This window comes from Methylobacterium sp. BTF04 (genome assembly GCF_010692745.1).
Lineage (GTDB): Bacteria > Pseudomonadota > Alphaproteobacteria > Rhizobiales > Beijerinckiaceae > Methylobacterium.
On the sequence record NZ_JAAHTB010000001.1, the window covers coordinates 1 to 14,238 of the forward strand.

General features: G+C 69.4%; 12 protein-coding genes and 1 pseudogene. 9 read left to right on the forward strand and 4 right to left on the reverse strand.

Annotation, left to right across the window (positions count from 1 at the left end):
- Positions 1-181: 181 nt before the first annotated feature.
- From G3T14_RS00005 to G3T14_RS00040, 8 genes and pseudogenes are all read left to right on the forward strand, one after another.
- Entirely contained in the window at positions 182-1,603 is a 1,422-nt protein-coding gene (locus G3T14_RS00005; protein WP_163638978.1) for a sensor histidine kinase, read from the forward strand.
- 175 nt (positions 1,604-1,778) lie between these two features.
- Positions 1,779-3,350: a c-type cytochrome biogenesis protein CcmI gene (ccmI, locus tag G3T14_RS00010; RefSeq protein WP_163638979.1), complete on the forward strand. Its 1,572-nt coding sequence runs from the start codon at positions 1,779-1,781 to the stop codon at positions 3,348-3,350.
- Positions 3,351-3,532: 182 nt separating this feature from the next.
- Positions 3,533-3,964 (forward strand): annotated as a pseudogene (ccmE, locus tag G3T14_RS00015) (cytochrome c maturation protein CcmE); the annotation flags it as partial.
- A gap of 157 nt (positions 3,965-4,121) precedes the next feature.
- Positions 4,122-6,125 (forward strand): heme lyase CcmF/NrfE family subunit, encoded by a 2,004-nt coding sequence (locus tag G3T14_RS00020; protein WP_163638981.1) that lies wholly within the window; start codon positions 4,122-4,124, stop codon positions 6,123-6,125.
- The gene (locus tag G3T14_RS00025) at positions 6,122-6,589 is read left to right on the forward strand and encodes a cytochrome c-type biogenesis protein (protein WP_163638982.1); all 468 of its coding nucleotides are present in this window, start codon (positions 6,122-6,124) and stop codon (positions 6,587-6,589) included. The genes G3T14_RS00020 and G3T14_RS00025 overlap by 4 nt, the downstream gene beginning before the upstream one ends.
- Positions 6,590-6,798: 209 nt before the next feature.
- Entirely contained in the window at positions 6,799-7,146 is a 348-nt protein-coding gene (locus tag G3T14_RS00030; protein ID WP_163638983.1) for a hypothetical protein, read from the forward strand.
- A 137-nt stretch (positions 7,147-7,283) separates the two neighbouring features.
- On the forward strand, positions 7,284-7,970 hold the full coding sequence (locus G3T14_RS00035) for a DUF1007 family protein (protein ID WP_163639260.1): 687 nt from the start codon (positions 7,284-7,286) through the stop codon (positions 7,968-7,970).
- Positions 7,961-8,977: a nickel transporter gene (locus tag G3T14_RS00040; protein WP_163638984.1), complete on the forward strand. Its 1,017-nt coding sequence runs from the start codon at positions 7,961-7,963 to the stop codon at positions 8,975-8,977. The genes G3T14_RS00035 and G3T14_RS00040 overlap by 10 nt, the downstream gene beginning before the upstream one ends.
- A 28-nt stretch (positions 8,978-9,005) precedes the next feature.
- Here the strand turns inward: G3T14_RS00040 and G3T14_RS00045 are convergent, their stop codons facing one another.
- Positions 9,006-9,590, reverse strand: coding sequence for a histidine phosphatase family protein (locus G3T14_RS00045; protein WP_163639262.1), 585 nt, complete (start codon positions 9,588-9,590; stop codon positions 9,006-9,008).
- Positions 9,591-9,747: 157 nt separating this feature from the next.
- On the opposite strand from G3T14_RS00045, the gene G3T14_RS00050 reads away from it, so the two are divergent.
- The gene (locus G3T14_RS00050; RefSeq protein ID WP_163638985.1) at positions 9,748-10,770 is read left to right on the forward strand and encodes a tyrosine recombinase XerC; all 1,023 of its coding nucleotides are present in this window, start codon (positions 9,748-9,750) and stop codon (positions 10,768-10,770) included.
- On the opposite strand, the gene G3T14_RS00055 is transcribed toward G3T14_RS00050, so the two are convergent.
- The 3 genes from G3T14_RS00055 to G3T14_RS00065 all read right to left on the reverse strand — a co-directional run bounded on the left by G3T14_RS00055 (position 10,724) and on the right by G3T14_RS00065 (position 14,157).
- Entirely contained in the window at positions 10,724-11,437 is a 714-nt protein-coding gene (locus G3T14_RS00055; protein ID WP_163638986.1) for a glutathione S-transferase, read from the reverse strand. The genes G3T14_RS00050 and G3T14_RS00055 overlap by 47 nt on opposite strands.
- 57 nt (positions 11,438-11,494) lie before the next feature.
- Complete coding sequence (locus G3T14_RS00060; protein ID WP_163638987.1) at positions 11,495-13,030, reverse strand: acyl--CoA ligase; 1,536 nt, start codon at positions 13,028-13,030, stop codon at positions 11,495-11,497.
- Positions 13,031-13,146: 116 nt separating this feature from the next.
- Positions 13,147-14,157 carry a 2-dehydropantoate 2-reductase gene (locus G3T14_RS00065; protein ID WP_163638988.1) on the reverse strand — a complete coding sequence of 337 codons (1,011 nt, stop codon included), beginning with the start codon at positions 14,155-14,157 and terminating at the stop codon, positions 13,147-13,149.
- Positions 14,158-14,238: the final 81 nt, after the last annotated feature.

Here is a 14,238-nt window from a genome sequence, read left to right on the forward strand (position 1 = left end):
GTTCGAGAAACGCAGCGCTACCCAAACCGCTCTCCACTAAACCGAAGCAAGTCCAGAAGCGCCATGGTCGATCTCCCGAGCGGCGCCATCCCTATACACGGTCGACACCATCTCCACCTACACTGTGCAGCACTTGTATGACGCCTGTCGGAGGCGGAGCCCGCATGACCATGAGACCGGTATGATCGCCCTGCCCGCCTGGCTTCCCCTGCGCCGGGGCTCCATCGCCGTGCGTCTCGCGACCTCGGCGCTGCTGGCGAGCTCGGCGATCCTGCTCATCGCCGCCGGCATCCTGACAACGCTCTACCGGGAGAACACCGAGCGGGCCTTCGACAGCCGGCTCCTGGTCTACGCCAACAACCTCGCCACCGACCTCGTCTCGCCCAACGACCCCGAGAGCCGCTCCTTCACCCTGAGCGACCCGCGCTTCGACCTGCCGCTGTCGGGCTGGTACTGGCAGATCGGCCGGCCCGACGCGAAGCCGCGCGATCTGCGCACCTCGCGCTCCCTCGTCGGCGTGCCGCTCAAACCCGCGAGCCAGTCCGATTCGAAGGCCGGGATCGGTCAGATCCGGCAGGGCTACGGCAAGGCGCAGGACGAACGTCCGCTGCGGATCATCGAGCGCGACGTCGATCTCGGCGAAGAGGGCCGCTACACCGTACGGGTCGCCGGCCCCGCCGACGAGATCGCCAACGATGTCGGGCGTTTCCGCTTCTCGCTGATGGTGACGTTCGGGTTGCTCGGCCTGTCGCTCGCGCTCACCACCCTGCTGCAGATCCGCTTCGGCCTCGCCCCGCTGGCCAAGCTCCGCACGGCGCTCGGCGCCATTCGCCGGGGCGAGACCGACCGCATCACCGGCGAGTACCCGCGCGACATCGCGCCCCTCGCCGGCGAGGTGAACCTCCTGATCGAGACCAACCGCGAGATCCTGGAGCGCGCGCGCACCCAGGTCGGCAACCTCGCCCATGCGCTCAAGACACCGCTGTCGATCATCGTCAACGAGGTCGGGGCCAGCGATGCGCCGGAGGATCTGTCCGCCAAGATCCGCGAGCAGGCCGCGGTGATGCGCGATCAGGTGAACTACCATCTCGACCGGGCGCGCGCCGCGGCCCTGGCCGGCACCCTCGGCGCCTCCACCGAGGTCGAGCCGGCGCTCGCCGGGCTGGTGCGGACCTTCGGGAAGATCTATCGCGACAAGGCCATCGCCTACGAAGTCACCGTGCCGGCGGGACTGCGCTTTCGCGGCGAGCGCCAGGACTTCGAGGAGATGATCGGCAACCTCGTCGACAACGCCTCGAAATGGGCCCACGGCCGGGTCTCGATCCGGGCCGAGGCGGTGGCCGAGCACGATTATCCCCACCTCCTCGTCGCCATCGAGGACGATGGTCCGGGGCTCGCCCCCGAAGACCGCGCGGCGGTGCTCGGGCGCGGCCGGCGCCTCGACGAGACCAAACCGGGCTCCGGCCTCGGCCTCTCCATCGTCGCCGATCTCGCCGCACTCTATCGCGGCCGCTTTCGCCTGGAAGCCGCCGCCCTCGGTGGCCTGCGCGCGGTGATCGAGGTGCCCGGCGATGCGCCGGCCGGGGCCGCGCCGCACGGATAATCATCGGGCCCAGACCTGCATTGGCCTGCGCGATCCGTACGGCTAAGGTCGCGCCCGATCACGTCTTCGCGTGACACCGTGTCACCGGACAGCCGCATCGTGCCGGCCGGCGGGTGAACTTACATGCATTTTCCGCAGGCGTTCTTCGCGTGCGTTCGACCGAATCTGGGGTGCGATGACGGCGATCTGGTTCATTCTGGCGTTCATGACCGGCACGGCGGTGCTCGCCCTGCTCTGGCCGATGTCGCGCCGGGCCAACCCGGCCGCACTGCCAGAATCCGGCGCGCTGGCCACCGAAACCGGGTTCTACGAGGACCAGTTGCGCGAGATCGACCGCGATCTCGCCCGTGGCCTCATCGCCGCCCCCGAGGCCGAGGCGGCCCGCACCGAAGCGGCGCGGCGCTTGCTGCGAGCCAACCGCACGGACGCTCCGAAGCACTCCGACGGCATGGAGGCCGGCGGAATTGCCGAACCGGCCCTGCGCCAGCGCCGGGCCGCCTCGGCCTTCGCCCTTTCGACCATCCCCCTCGTGGCCCTCATCGCCTACGGCCTCTACGGCTCGCCGCACATGCCGGCGCAGGGCGCGGCCGAGCGTCAGGCGGCGGAATCGGGCGGCCAGGACCTGCTCAAGGCCATCGGACAGATCGAGGCCCGCCTCGCCAGCGACCCTACCGATGGGCGCGGCTGGTCGGTGCTCGCCCCGGTCTACATGCGGATGGGCCGGTTCGACGACGCGGCCCATGCCTACGAGGCCGCCGCACGGATTCTCGGCGAGACCCCGCAGCGCCTGTCCGATTGGGGCGAGGCTTTGGTGGCGGGCAATAACGGGGTGATCTCGCCGCCGGCCAAGACCATTTTCGAGCGGGCCGTCGCCCTCGATCCTCAGGCCGCCAAGCCCCGGTTCTACCTCGCGCGCTCGGCCGAACTCGACGGCGATATCCCCCTGGCGATTCAGCGCCTGAAGGCCATGACCGAAGGCGCCCCCGCCGACGCGCCGTGGCTGCCGCTGGTCCGCGAGACCCTGGCGCGCCTCGGAGGCGAGGCCGCCCCGATGGCGAAGCCCGACAGGATGGCGAAGCCCGACATGGCGGCACCGGACCCAGGCGCCGCGGCCGCCCTCCAGGCATTGCCACCGGCGAGCCGCGACGTCGCGATTCGCGGCATGGTCGGCAGCCTGGACCAGCGGCTCTCCGAGAAGGGCGGCACCGTCGACGAATGGCTACGGCTCGTGCGCTCCTACGCCGTCCTCGGCGAGACCGAGAAGGCGCAAGGCGCCCTCGCCCGGGCCAGGACCGCGCTCAGCGCCGATCCGCAGGCGGCCAAGCGCCTCGACGATCTCGCGCGCGACCTCGGCATCCCTGCGCCGGCGGCTGACTCGACGGCTCCGAGCGGCGATGATCAAGCCCGAGCCGCCCGATCCACGGCCGAATCGGAAGCGGCCAAGGAAATGGCGACGGCCGGAACCGAGGCGGCGGTGGCGGCCGTGAAGGCGATGCCGGTGACCGAGCGGGACGCCGCGATCCGCGGCATGGTGGCCGGGCTCGACCGGCGGCTTGCCGCCAAGGGCGGCACCCCCGATGACTGGCTCCGGCTCGTGCGCTCCTACAGCGTGCTCGGCGAGCGGAACCAGGCGGCGCAGGCCCTCGACCGCGCCCGCATGGCCCTGAGCCCGGACAGTCAGGCGATGGAACGCCTGGATGAGCTGTCGCGCGAACTCGGCCTCGACGCCAAGCCGGCCAAACCATGATCAGCGCTGGCCCGATGCCGGCGTGCCCCTGACAATCGGTCCCGGCTGGCGCCCTTGACCCGGAATGCCCGCCGGCCGAAACCGTAGGTTACGCCAGTGGCAAGAGACGATCACGTCCGCCGGTACCGGGATTTTTCGCCCCGGCGCCTGCGAGACGCGACAACGAGACGGGACGAAACCGCGTGACCCGCAAGAGCCGCCGCCTGATCCTGATCGCCGCCTGCGGTGCCGTGCTGGCACTCGCCCTCGGCCTGATCCTGTCGGCGATGAGCGGATCGATCGTGTTCTTCCGCTCGCCCACCGAGGTCGCGGCACAGGGCGTGGCGCTCGGTACCCGCTTCCGCCTCGGCGGCCTCGTCAAGGACGGCTCGCTCCAGCGTGGGCCCGACCAGACCGTAGACTTTTCCGTGACCGACACCAACGCCACCGTGCAGGTGCAGTATCGCGGCCTGCTGCCCGACCTGTTCCGTGAGGGCCAGGGCGTGGTGGCGGAAGGCCGGCTCGAGCCCGGTGGCATTTTCCGTGCCGATACGGTGCTGGCCAAGCACGACGAATCCTACATGCCCCGCGAGGTCGCCGATGCTCTCAAGGCGCAGGGGCGCTGGCAGGAGGGCAAGGGCCTGACCGACGCCAAGGTGCCCGGCAGCAAGACCTCCAACACCAAGTCCTCCGACACCAAAGCCGCCGCGGGCGAAAAGACCGTTGGCGACACGACGCTCGGACAGCGCAGCGAGCGATGATGCGCGCATTCCACCAGAAGGACGCCAGCTCGTGCTGATCGAAATCGGCCATTTCGCGCTTGCGCTCGCGCTCGCCCTTTCGTTGGTCCAGGCGGTCATGCCGGTCTGGGCGGCGCGCTCGGGCGACCGGGCCCTCCGGGCGGTGGCGAGTCCGGCGGCGCTCGGCACGTTCGCCTGCATCCTGTTCGCCTTCGGGGCGCTGACCTATGCCCATGCTACGTCGGACTTCTCGGTCCTGAACGTGGTGGAGAACTCGCATACGGCCAAACCCTTCCTCTACAAGCTGTCGGGCGTATGGGGGAACCACGAGGGCTCGATGCTGCTCTGGGTGCTCATCCTCGCCCTGTTCGGGGCGCTGGTGGCGGTGGCCCGCGACTCGATCCCGCCGACGCTGCGGGCCAACACCCTCGCCGTGCAGGGCCTCATCACCTTCGTGTTCGTGCTGTTCATCATCACGACCTCGAACCCGTTCACACGGGTCAATCCGGCTCCCCCCGAGGGCAACGACCTCAACCCGCTGCTTCAGGATTTCGGCCTCGCAATCCATCCGCCGCTGCTCTACGTCGGCTATGTCGGCTTCTCGATCACCTTCGCCTTCGCCATCGCGGCGCTGATCGAGGGCCGCATCGACGCGGTCTGGGCGCGGGCCGTGCGGCCGTGGACACTCACCGCCTGGAGCTTCCTGACCCTCGGCATCGCCATGGGCTCGTACTGGGCCTATTATGAACTCGGCTGGGGCGGCTGGTGGTTCTGGGATCCGGTGGAGAACGCCTCGCTGATGCCCTGGCTCGCCGGCACCGCGCTGCTCCACTCCACCGTCGTCATGGAAAAGCGTGACGCGCTGAAGGTCTGGACGGTGCTGCTCGCCATCCTGACCTTCTCGCTCTCCCTGCTCGGCACGTTCATCGTGCGCTCGGGCGTGCTGACCTCGGTCCACAGCTTCGCCACCGATCCGACCCGCGGCGTGTTCATCCTGGCGATCCTGATCCTGTTCATCGGCGGCTCGCTGACCTTGTTCGCGTGGCGGGCGCCGATGCTGCGCCAGGGCGGCCTGTTCGCGCCGATCTCGCGCGAGGGCGCATTGGTGATGAACAACCTGTTCCTGGCCGCCGCCTGCGCCACGGTGTTCGTCGGCACGCTCTACCCGCTGCTGCTAGAATCCCTCACCTCCGAAAAGATCTCGGTGGGGCCGCCCTTCTTCAACTACACCTTCGTGCCGCTGGCGATTCCGCTGCTGCTCATCGTGCCCTTCGGCCAGACGCTGGCGTGGAAGCGTGGCGACGTCCATGCGGCGGCCCAGCGCCTGTTCGCGGCGCTCGGCCTCGCTCTGGTGATCGGGCTGGCGGTGCTGGCCTGGACCTGGGGCGGTCCGATGATGGCCCCCATCGGTATCGGTCTCGGCGCCTATCTGGTCATCGGCTCGATCATGGAGATCGTGTCGCGGGCGCGTGGCTATGGCGGCAGCCGGACGAAGACCGTCGGCGCGACGTGGCGCCGGGCCGCCGGCCTGCCACGCTCGGCCTGGGGCACGGCGCTCGCCCATGCGGGTGTCGGGATCGTGGTGCTGGGCATCGCCGCACAGGGCTGGGCGACCGAGGGACTGAAGACGATCAAGCCCGGCGAATCCCTCGCCTCCGGCCCCTACGTGGCGACCCTCGACCGGGTCGGCCCGCGCATCGGCGAGAACTATTCCGAGACCACCGCCTTCCTGACCATCCGCAACGCCAGCGGCGACTTCGTCGGCACGGTGGAGACGGGCAAGCGCTTCTACCCGAGCCGCAAGATGACCGTGACGGAATCCGGCCTGATGACCAATGGCGTCAGTCAGGTCTATGCCAGCCTCGGTGAGGTGATGCCCGAAGGCAGTATCGGGTTGCGCCTCTACTACAAGCCGCTCGTCTTGCTGATCTGGCTGGGCGCCGTCGTGATGGCGCTGGGCGGCGCGGTCTCGCTCACCGACCGGCGCATGCGGGTCGGGGCACCGGCGCGGGCGAAGGTGAAGGCCGTGCCGTCCGGCATGGCAGCCGCCGAATGAAGGCGTCCTCGGCTCGGCGCCTCGCCCTGGCGCTCGTCCTCGCCCTCGGTCCGGCCGGGGGCGCCTCGGCCGTCCAGCCCGACGAGGTCCTGAAGGACCCGGTGATGGAAGCGCGCGCGCGCGACATCTCGTCGGGCCTGCGCTGTCTCGTGTGCCAGAACCAATCCATCGACGATTCCGACGCGCCGCTCGCCCGCGATCTGCGCCTCATCGTGCGCGAACGGCTTCAGGCCGGTGACGATAACGCTCAGGTTCAATCCTACGTGGTCGGCCGCTATGGCGAGTACGTGCTGCTGCGCCCGGTCTTCGCTCTGCACACCCTGTTGCTCTGGCTGACGCCGATCGCGGCCGTCGGGCTCGGCATCGTCGGATTGTGGCGCCTGTCCCGGCGCACGACGCCTCCGCCGCAAAGACTCAGCGCGGCCGAGCAGGCCGAGATCGCCGCCCTGACCCGGCGCGATTGATCGGTTCGGCGTGATCGCCCTTTCACTGTACCGTCACAAAACGCATGGCTAAGAGTTAATCTGGCTCAGCCATGTGTCCTGCGCATTTTTGCGTTGCAATAAATCTGTCTTCGCAACGCAGCATTCCGACGGCATATGAGGGTCTCCCGGTGCAACCGGCTCTCCGTACGGGCACTCCCGGCGGACAGTAACCGCACAGGTCCACTCTCATGCGCACCGTTACCCTTGCCCTCCTCGCGACGACTTTGACCTTCGCCGCGGCACCCGCTGCCCTGGCCACCGAACTCCAGGCGACCCGCCCGATCAGCATCGACCTCGCCTCCTTCCGCGGCTCGGCCTATTACACCGAGACCAAGGACGGCTATCGCGTCGTCGCCACCCTCGCCACCGTCAATTCGGGTGCCGAGCAGCCGCAGGTGATCCGGATGGTCACCACGCTCAACGCCGACCAGACGGTGCATCTCTCGGTGCCTGGCGCCCTCGGCACCGATGGCCGCGAGACCACCATCGCGTTCTCGCGCCGCGGCAACCGGGTCGACGTCGCCGCTGCCGAATGAGTCCGGCTGGACGCGGAGGCTCCTTGAAGAGCCTCCGCGCCTCGCTTTCGCCCCACTGAAACGAGAGGAATAGTCGGCTCCCGGCCACAGCGGCTTCACGCTTTCTTCATCATGAAACGCGAGCGTCCCTCATGGCCATGCCGACCGCCTCGCCGTCTCGAAACCTCCGGCGCCTGACGCAGCGCCTCGCCATCGGTGCGGGCGTTTTGGCGGCCGGGCCGGCCCTCGCCCATCCGCATGTCTGGGTCACCACCAAGGCCGAGATCGCCTATGGCGAGGGCGGACGCGTCACCGGCATCCGTAATGCCTGGACGTTCGACAGTTCGTATTCGGCCTTCGTGACGCAAGGGCTCGACACCAACGGCGACGGCAAGCTGACGCCGGCCGAGTTGTCCGGCCTCGCGACGGAGAACACCACCAACCTCGCCGAGTTCGGCTACTTCACCAAGCTCAAGGTGGCCGGCAAGGAGCAGGTCTTCGGCGATCCCATCGAGCCCCGCATGGCGATGGACGGCGACAAGCTCACCTTGAGCTTCCTGCTCCCCCTGAAGACGCCCGTCGCGCAGGGCCGCGGGGTGACGGCGGTGGAGATCTACGACCCGAGCTATTTCGTCTCGTTCAGCCTGTCCGAGGATGCGGACGTGGCGCGCCTCTCCGGTGCGCCCGCCGGATGCGCCGCAACGGTGACGCGGCCCAAGAATGAGAGCGCCAAAACCGCCGATACCGCCAAACCGGGCATGTCGGAGGCCTTCTTCGAGGCGCTCACATCCGCGTCGAATTACGGTGTGCAGTTCGCCAACCGGATCATCGTCGCATGTCCGTAGGCACGGCCGTCGCTGCGGACGATCCGGCCCGCGGCCTGCTCGGCCGCCGCCTCGTCCTCGCTGCCGGAGCCACCGCGCTGGCCGCCCTGATCCTCACCGGCTTGATGCTCGCCATCGGGCCGAACGTGGCGGTTCCGCCACCGCGCTCACCCTTCGGGATCGGATTTCGTGAGGCGGCGCCCGCCGCGACCGGGCTCGGCGGCTGGCTGCTCGCCCTGCAGGCAAGTTTCTCGCGCAGTCTCCAGACCGCCATGCGGGCGATCAAGGATGGCGGGGCCTGGGGTCCGATGCTGCTCCTCGGCTTCAGCTACGGGGTGTTCCATGCCGCCGGCCCCGGCCACGGCAAGGCGGTGATCGCCGGCTACATCGTCGCCGGTGAACGGGCGCTCCTGCGCGGCTTCTCCTTGAGCTTCGCGGCCGCCCTCCTCCAGGCATTGGTGGCGGTGGCCATCGTCGGCATCGGAACCCTCCTGCTCAACGCCACCGCCGCCGGCATGACCCGGGCCGGCACCGTGATCGAAACGGTGAGCTTCGCCCTCGTGGCGGCGCTCGGGTTGGCCGTGACCTGGCGCAAGGCCGGGCGCCTCGCCGCCCTGAGTCTGGGCATGCAAAGCGGGGGCTGCGCTCAGGGCTGCGGCCACGTTCACCTCACCGATGCCGCCGCGATCGGTCGCCTGGACACCTGGCGCGAGCGCGCCGGCGTCGTGCTGGCGGCGGGCTCGCGGCCCTGCGCCGGAGCAGTGCTGATCCTGGTCTTTTCCGCCTCGCAAGGCATGCTGGCGGCCGGCATCGCCGCGACCTTCGCCATGGCGCTCGGCACCGCGCTCACCACGGGCGCCCTCGCGAGCCTGGCGGTCTTCGCCAAGGCCCTAGCGTTGCGGCTCGCCGGCGGACGCGGCGACACCGGAGCGCTCGCCGTCGGCGGTCTCGAGCTCCTCGCCGGCGCGTTCGTGCTGGTTCTCGGCGCGGCGATGCTCACCGGCCTCGCCTTCGGGTCCGGCGGCTGAAGCTACTTCCCGTGGCGGGCGCATCGCCTCACCGCGACATCCTCAAGCGGGACAGGTCGAGATCCACGGTCTCGCAGTTGTCGAGCCACGTGCCGGTGAGGTGGAAGAAGAAGGTGCCGTGGCCCACCACCGCTATGGTGCGCTCGGGCCGACCGGCCAGCCATGTGCGGAAATCGACGACGCGTCGGTCGAACAGAGGGCGCGGCTCGATATGGATGCCGTCCGCATCCGGCGCGCCCTCGGCGTGCCACCAGATCTCCGGCAGATGATCCACCGCCACGTCCGGAAATTCGCTCGCCAGCACCGAGGCCGCACGGCCGATGTCGCAGCTGCTCTCCTGGCACTCGCGGTGAAGCACCTCGACGAGGATCCTGGGCTTGGCCGGGTGGCCGGCGAAGAGGCCCTTCGTAGTCTGGATCGCCCGTGTGAGGGGCGAGGTCACCACCAGATCGAAGGCGATGTCGTGCAGGGCCGCCCGCGCGGCCTCCACCTGCCCGAGGCCGCGCTCGGTGAGGCGGGCATCGATGTGGCCAGGGTCCCGCCCGGTAAGACGATGGGCGGCGTTGAAGGTCGATTCGCCGTGGCGGATGCAGACGATGCGCGTCGGGGTCATGAAGGTCCGGTTCGGAAGGGTGTCGCTCGATTGCCGGAGATAGGCGGCGGCCGCGGATCGGGAAAGGGCGAGCGTCGTCGCGGCCGGGAAACGCAACGGAGCGTCAACCGCGATGGGGTTCAGTGGGCGGCTCACCCCCCGACGGATTTCCGCCGCGATGCTCCAGCCCACACCGCCGCCGCCGCCGGACGCCGTCGCCTTTCCGGGTGACGCCGCGCTCCAGGCCGCCTTCCTGGCGTGGCAGGATGGGCTTGCCCGCGAGCGCCGCATGGCGGCCAACACGGTGGAGGCCTATGGCCGCGACGTGCGCCAGTTCCTCGGCCATCGGCTCGCCCGCCACGGCACCCCCGACATCCCGAGCCTGATCGCACTGAAGCCCCGCGACGTGCGCGCCTTCATGGCCGCGCGCCGGGCCGCGGAGGTCGGGGGTCGCTCGCTGATGCGGGCGCTGGCGGGCATCCGCTCATTCGCACGCCATCTCGAACGCGAGAGTCACGGAACGGTGGCGGCACTCGGCGCGGTGCGTTCGCCCAAGGTGGAGCGGCGCCTGCCCCGGCCGATCCCGATCTCCGCCGCCAAGGCGATGACCGGGACAGAGCTGCGCGCGGGCGAGGATCGCGAGCCCTGGGTTCTGGCGCGGGACGCGGCCGTGCTCGCTCTGCTCTACGGCTCGGGCCTGCGTATCTCCGAAGCACTCGGCCTGTCACGTCGGGACGCGCCGGTGCCCGGCATCGATTCGGTGACGGTGACCGGAAAGGGAGCCAAGATGCGCATGGTGCCGGTGCTGCCGGCCGTCTCGCAGGCGATGGCGGCCTATCTCGCCGCCTGCCCCTACGCCCTCGCGCCGGAAGGCCCGCTCTTCGTCGGCGCCAAGGGCGGCCCGCTCTCGCCCCGGATCATCCAATATGCGGTGGCGAGCCTGCGCGGTGCGCTCGGGCTCCCGCCGAGCGCTACACCGCATGCCCTTCGCCACTCCTTCGCCACCCATCTCCTCGGGCGCCAGGGTGAGTTGCGGGCGATCCAGGAATTGCTCGGCCATGCCTCGCTGTCGACGACGCAGCTCTACACCAAGGTCGATGCCACCCGGCTGATGGACGCCTTCGACGCCGCCCATCCCCGCGCCGGAGCGAACGCTACCCGTCGAGCTCCGGGTAGCGGCGAAAGATCCCCTGCTGGTTGAACGGGATGCGCCGGGGGCTCGCCAGATAGGCGACGAGACAGGGGCGTTCCCGCGTGCCGGCATGGAGGGCTTCGACGTGGGGGTTGTCGGCGAGCGTCGCTGCGGTCGCTCTGGGAAACGCGTACCGCAGCCCGTCGACGAGTTGGAACAGCGACAGGTCGGCATAGGTGAGCCGGTCGCCCACGAGATGCGTGCCGTCGTTGCGCGTCAGGACGTGCTCGAACCAGGCGAAGTATTCCGGGATACGGTTCCGGCAGAAATCGGCGGCGCGCCGGGCCGCCTCCGGCTTCTGCTCCTCGTAGGTGAGGCCGACCGCGATGGGGTGGTGGGTGTCGTGGGCTTCCGCCACCACATCCGCGATGGTGAGCTGGATCTGGTGGGTCCAGACCCGGTCGGCCTCACCCTCCGGCACGAGGCCGAGACGCGGTCCGAGATAGGCCAGGATCGCCGCACTCTGCCCGACGACCACGTCGCCGTCCCTCAGGAACGGCGGGGCGAAGGACGGACGACGGATCGCCGGGTCTTCGAGGAAGCGGGTCAGTACCCCGACACCGTCCTCATCCACGCGGGCCACGTCGACGTAGTCCGCCTGCGCCGCCTCGAGGGCGAGGCGGACGAATTCGCCGCGTCCCTGGATCGTCGGCCAGTAATAGAGTTCGTAGGCCATCCGCCCGTTCCCCGCGTCCCATCGGACATCGCGGGCAGATAGGGCGCGAGCGACGCCTCACACCAGCCCGAGCTTCTGCGCCAATCCGATCCGCTGGAGCTTGCCGGTGGCGCCCTTGGGTATCTCGTCGAGGATCAGGATCTTGGCGGGCACCTTGAAGGCGGCGAGCCGCTCCGCGGCGAAGCTGCGCAGATCCTTCTCCATCAGGCTCTGGCCCTCGCGCAGGACGATGGCGGCGCAGACCTCCTCGCCGAGCTTATCGTGCGGCATCGCGAAGGTGACGCATTGCGACACCGCCGGATGGTCCATCAGGATCTCGTCGACCTCGCGCGGCGAGATCTTCTCGCCGCCCCGGTTGATGATCTCCTTGAGGCGCCCGGTGATCGCCAGATAGCCTTCGGGCGAGAGCGTGCCCTGGTCGCCGGTGCGGAACCAGCCCTGCCGGGTGAACGCCTCGGAATTGGCCTTGTCGTTGTTCTCGTAGCCCGCCATCACGTTGTCGCCGCGGATGACGATCTCGCCGGTCTCGCCGGCCGGCAGCGGCTCCCCATCCTCGTCGACGATGGCGATCTCGGGACCGGCCGCGAGCCCCACCGAGCCGGCATGATGCGGACGCGGCGGCAGCGGGTTCGAGGCCATCTGGTGGGCGGCCTCGGTCATGCCGTAGGCTTCCAGCAACGGCGCGCCGAACACGTCCTCGATCTCCTTCATCACCTGCGGCGGCATCGAAGAGGACGAGGAGCGGATGAAGCGCAGCGGATTGGCCGCGATCACCTCCTTGTTGCGCGCAGCACGGCCCAGGATCGCCTGGTGCATGGTCGGCACCGCCGTGTACCAGGTCGGGCGCACCTCCCCCATCCAGCCGAAGAACTTCAGCGCATTGAAGCCCGGCGTGCACGAGACCTGACTGCCACCCGACAGCGGCGCCAGGATGCCGGCGATGAGGCCGTGGATGTGGAACAGCGGCATGATGTTGAGGCCGCGATCGGCGGCGGTGAAGGCCAGCGTCTGCCGGATGTTGCGGGCCGAGGCGCAGACGTTCGACTGCTTGAGCGGCACGATCTTCGGGCGCGAGGTGGTGCCCGAAGTGTGGAGCACCAACGCGATGTCGTCGGGATCGGCCGGGCCGCCGTCGATGGCCGGGGTCGCGGCGGTGTCCGGAAATGTCAGCGTGAAGCTGCCAGCCCCCTGGTCCGGCGTCGGCTGGAGCCGCACCACCGGTACGCCGAGCTTTTCGGCCACCGCCACGGCCGGGGTCTCGCTGCCCTCGGCCACCACGAGGAGCTTGGCGTTGAGATCGTTGAGGTAGAACGTGAATTCGTCGGCCTTGTAGGCCGGGTTCAGCGGCGCCGAGGTCGCGCCGGCCGCAATGGCGATGAAGGCGGCAGCCATCTCGGGGCCGTTGTCGAGGACGATGCCGACCCGGTCGCCCCGGCCGATCCCCTGCGCGTTGAGGGCCGCGATGGTGCGGTCGGTGAGCGCGCGAAGCTGCCCGAAGGTCAGCGGCACGCCGCCGGGGCTCGACAGGGCGGTGGCGTCGGCGGCGCCGGCCTGGATCAGCGCGTGAAGTGTGGTGGCGGCGGTCTCGGCCATGGAAAGGGTGTCCTCATAGTGAGATGCCTTCGATGGCTTGAAGGCGGTTCGCCGCACGGGCGTCGGCGTGTATCACGCTTGCCGGCGCTCGCGAGCGAGCGCCGGCGGATCGAGAATCAGGCGGCCGTGATCGACAGGCGCCCCTGCGCCCGGTCGAGACTTTGCGAGAGCAGGCGCATCAGGGCGTAGACGGTGCCGATATGCGGGGTCGGGGTGTCGGTGAGGCGTCCGAGTTCGATGATCGAGCCGACCAGCGCCTCGAGTTCGATCGGGCGCCCGGCTTCCACATCCTGCAGCATCGACGTCTTGTGTGCGCCGACCTTCTCGGCGCCGGCGATGCGCTTCTCGATGCCGAGCTTGAACGTGACACCGAGCTTGCCGGCGATCTCCTGGGCTTCCCGCATCATGTCGGCGGCCAGCGCCCGCGTTTCCGGGAACTGGCAGATGTCCACCAGGGTGGCATGGCTGAGTGCGGAGATCGGGTTGAAGCTGAGGTTGCCCCACAGCTTGAGCCAGATCTCGGACCGGATGTCGCTGGTCACGGGCGCACGGAAACCGGCCTTGATCAGGCGTTGGGCCAGCGCCTGGACACGCGGGCTCATCGTGCCGTCGAGTTCACCGAGGCCGAAGCGATGCCCCTCGATCACCTGAACGACGCCGGGCTCGGTGAGCACCGCCGCCGGATACACCACCGAACCGATGACGTGCTTGGAATCGAGATGCTGGGCGATGAGGCCGCCCGGATCGGCGGTCTCCATCTGCGTGCCGGCGAGATCACCGCCGTGGCCGCCCGAGAAGTACCACCAGGGGATGCCGTTCTGCATCGTCACCACGACGGTGTCGGGGCCGATGAGGTGGTGGAGATCGGCCGCGATCGGCCCGACCTGATGCGCCTTGACGGTGAGCAGCACCACATCCTGAACGCCGGCCTCGACCATCGACTTGGTGGCGCGCAGGTTTTTCACGTGAATCTGCGAACCGTCCTCCTCGATCAGCCGCATTCCATTCGACTGGATGGCGTCGAGATTGGCCCCGCGCGCGATGAAGGTGACGTTCTCGCCGACATTGGCGAGCCGCACACCGAGAAACCCGCCGATGGCGCCGGCGCCGACGATGGCGATGCTCATGCTGTCGTTCCTGATTGTCTCTGCAACGTCGTGTTGGGCTTCGCACCGACCCACGCAATCCCCTCGTTCCGAGACGCCCGC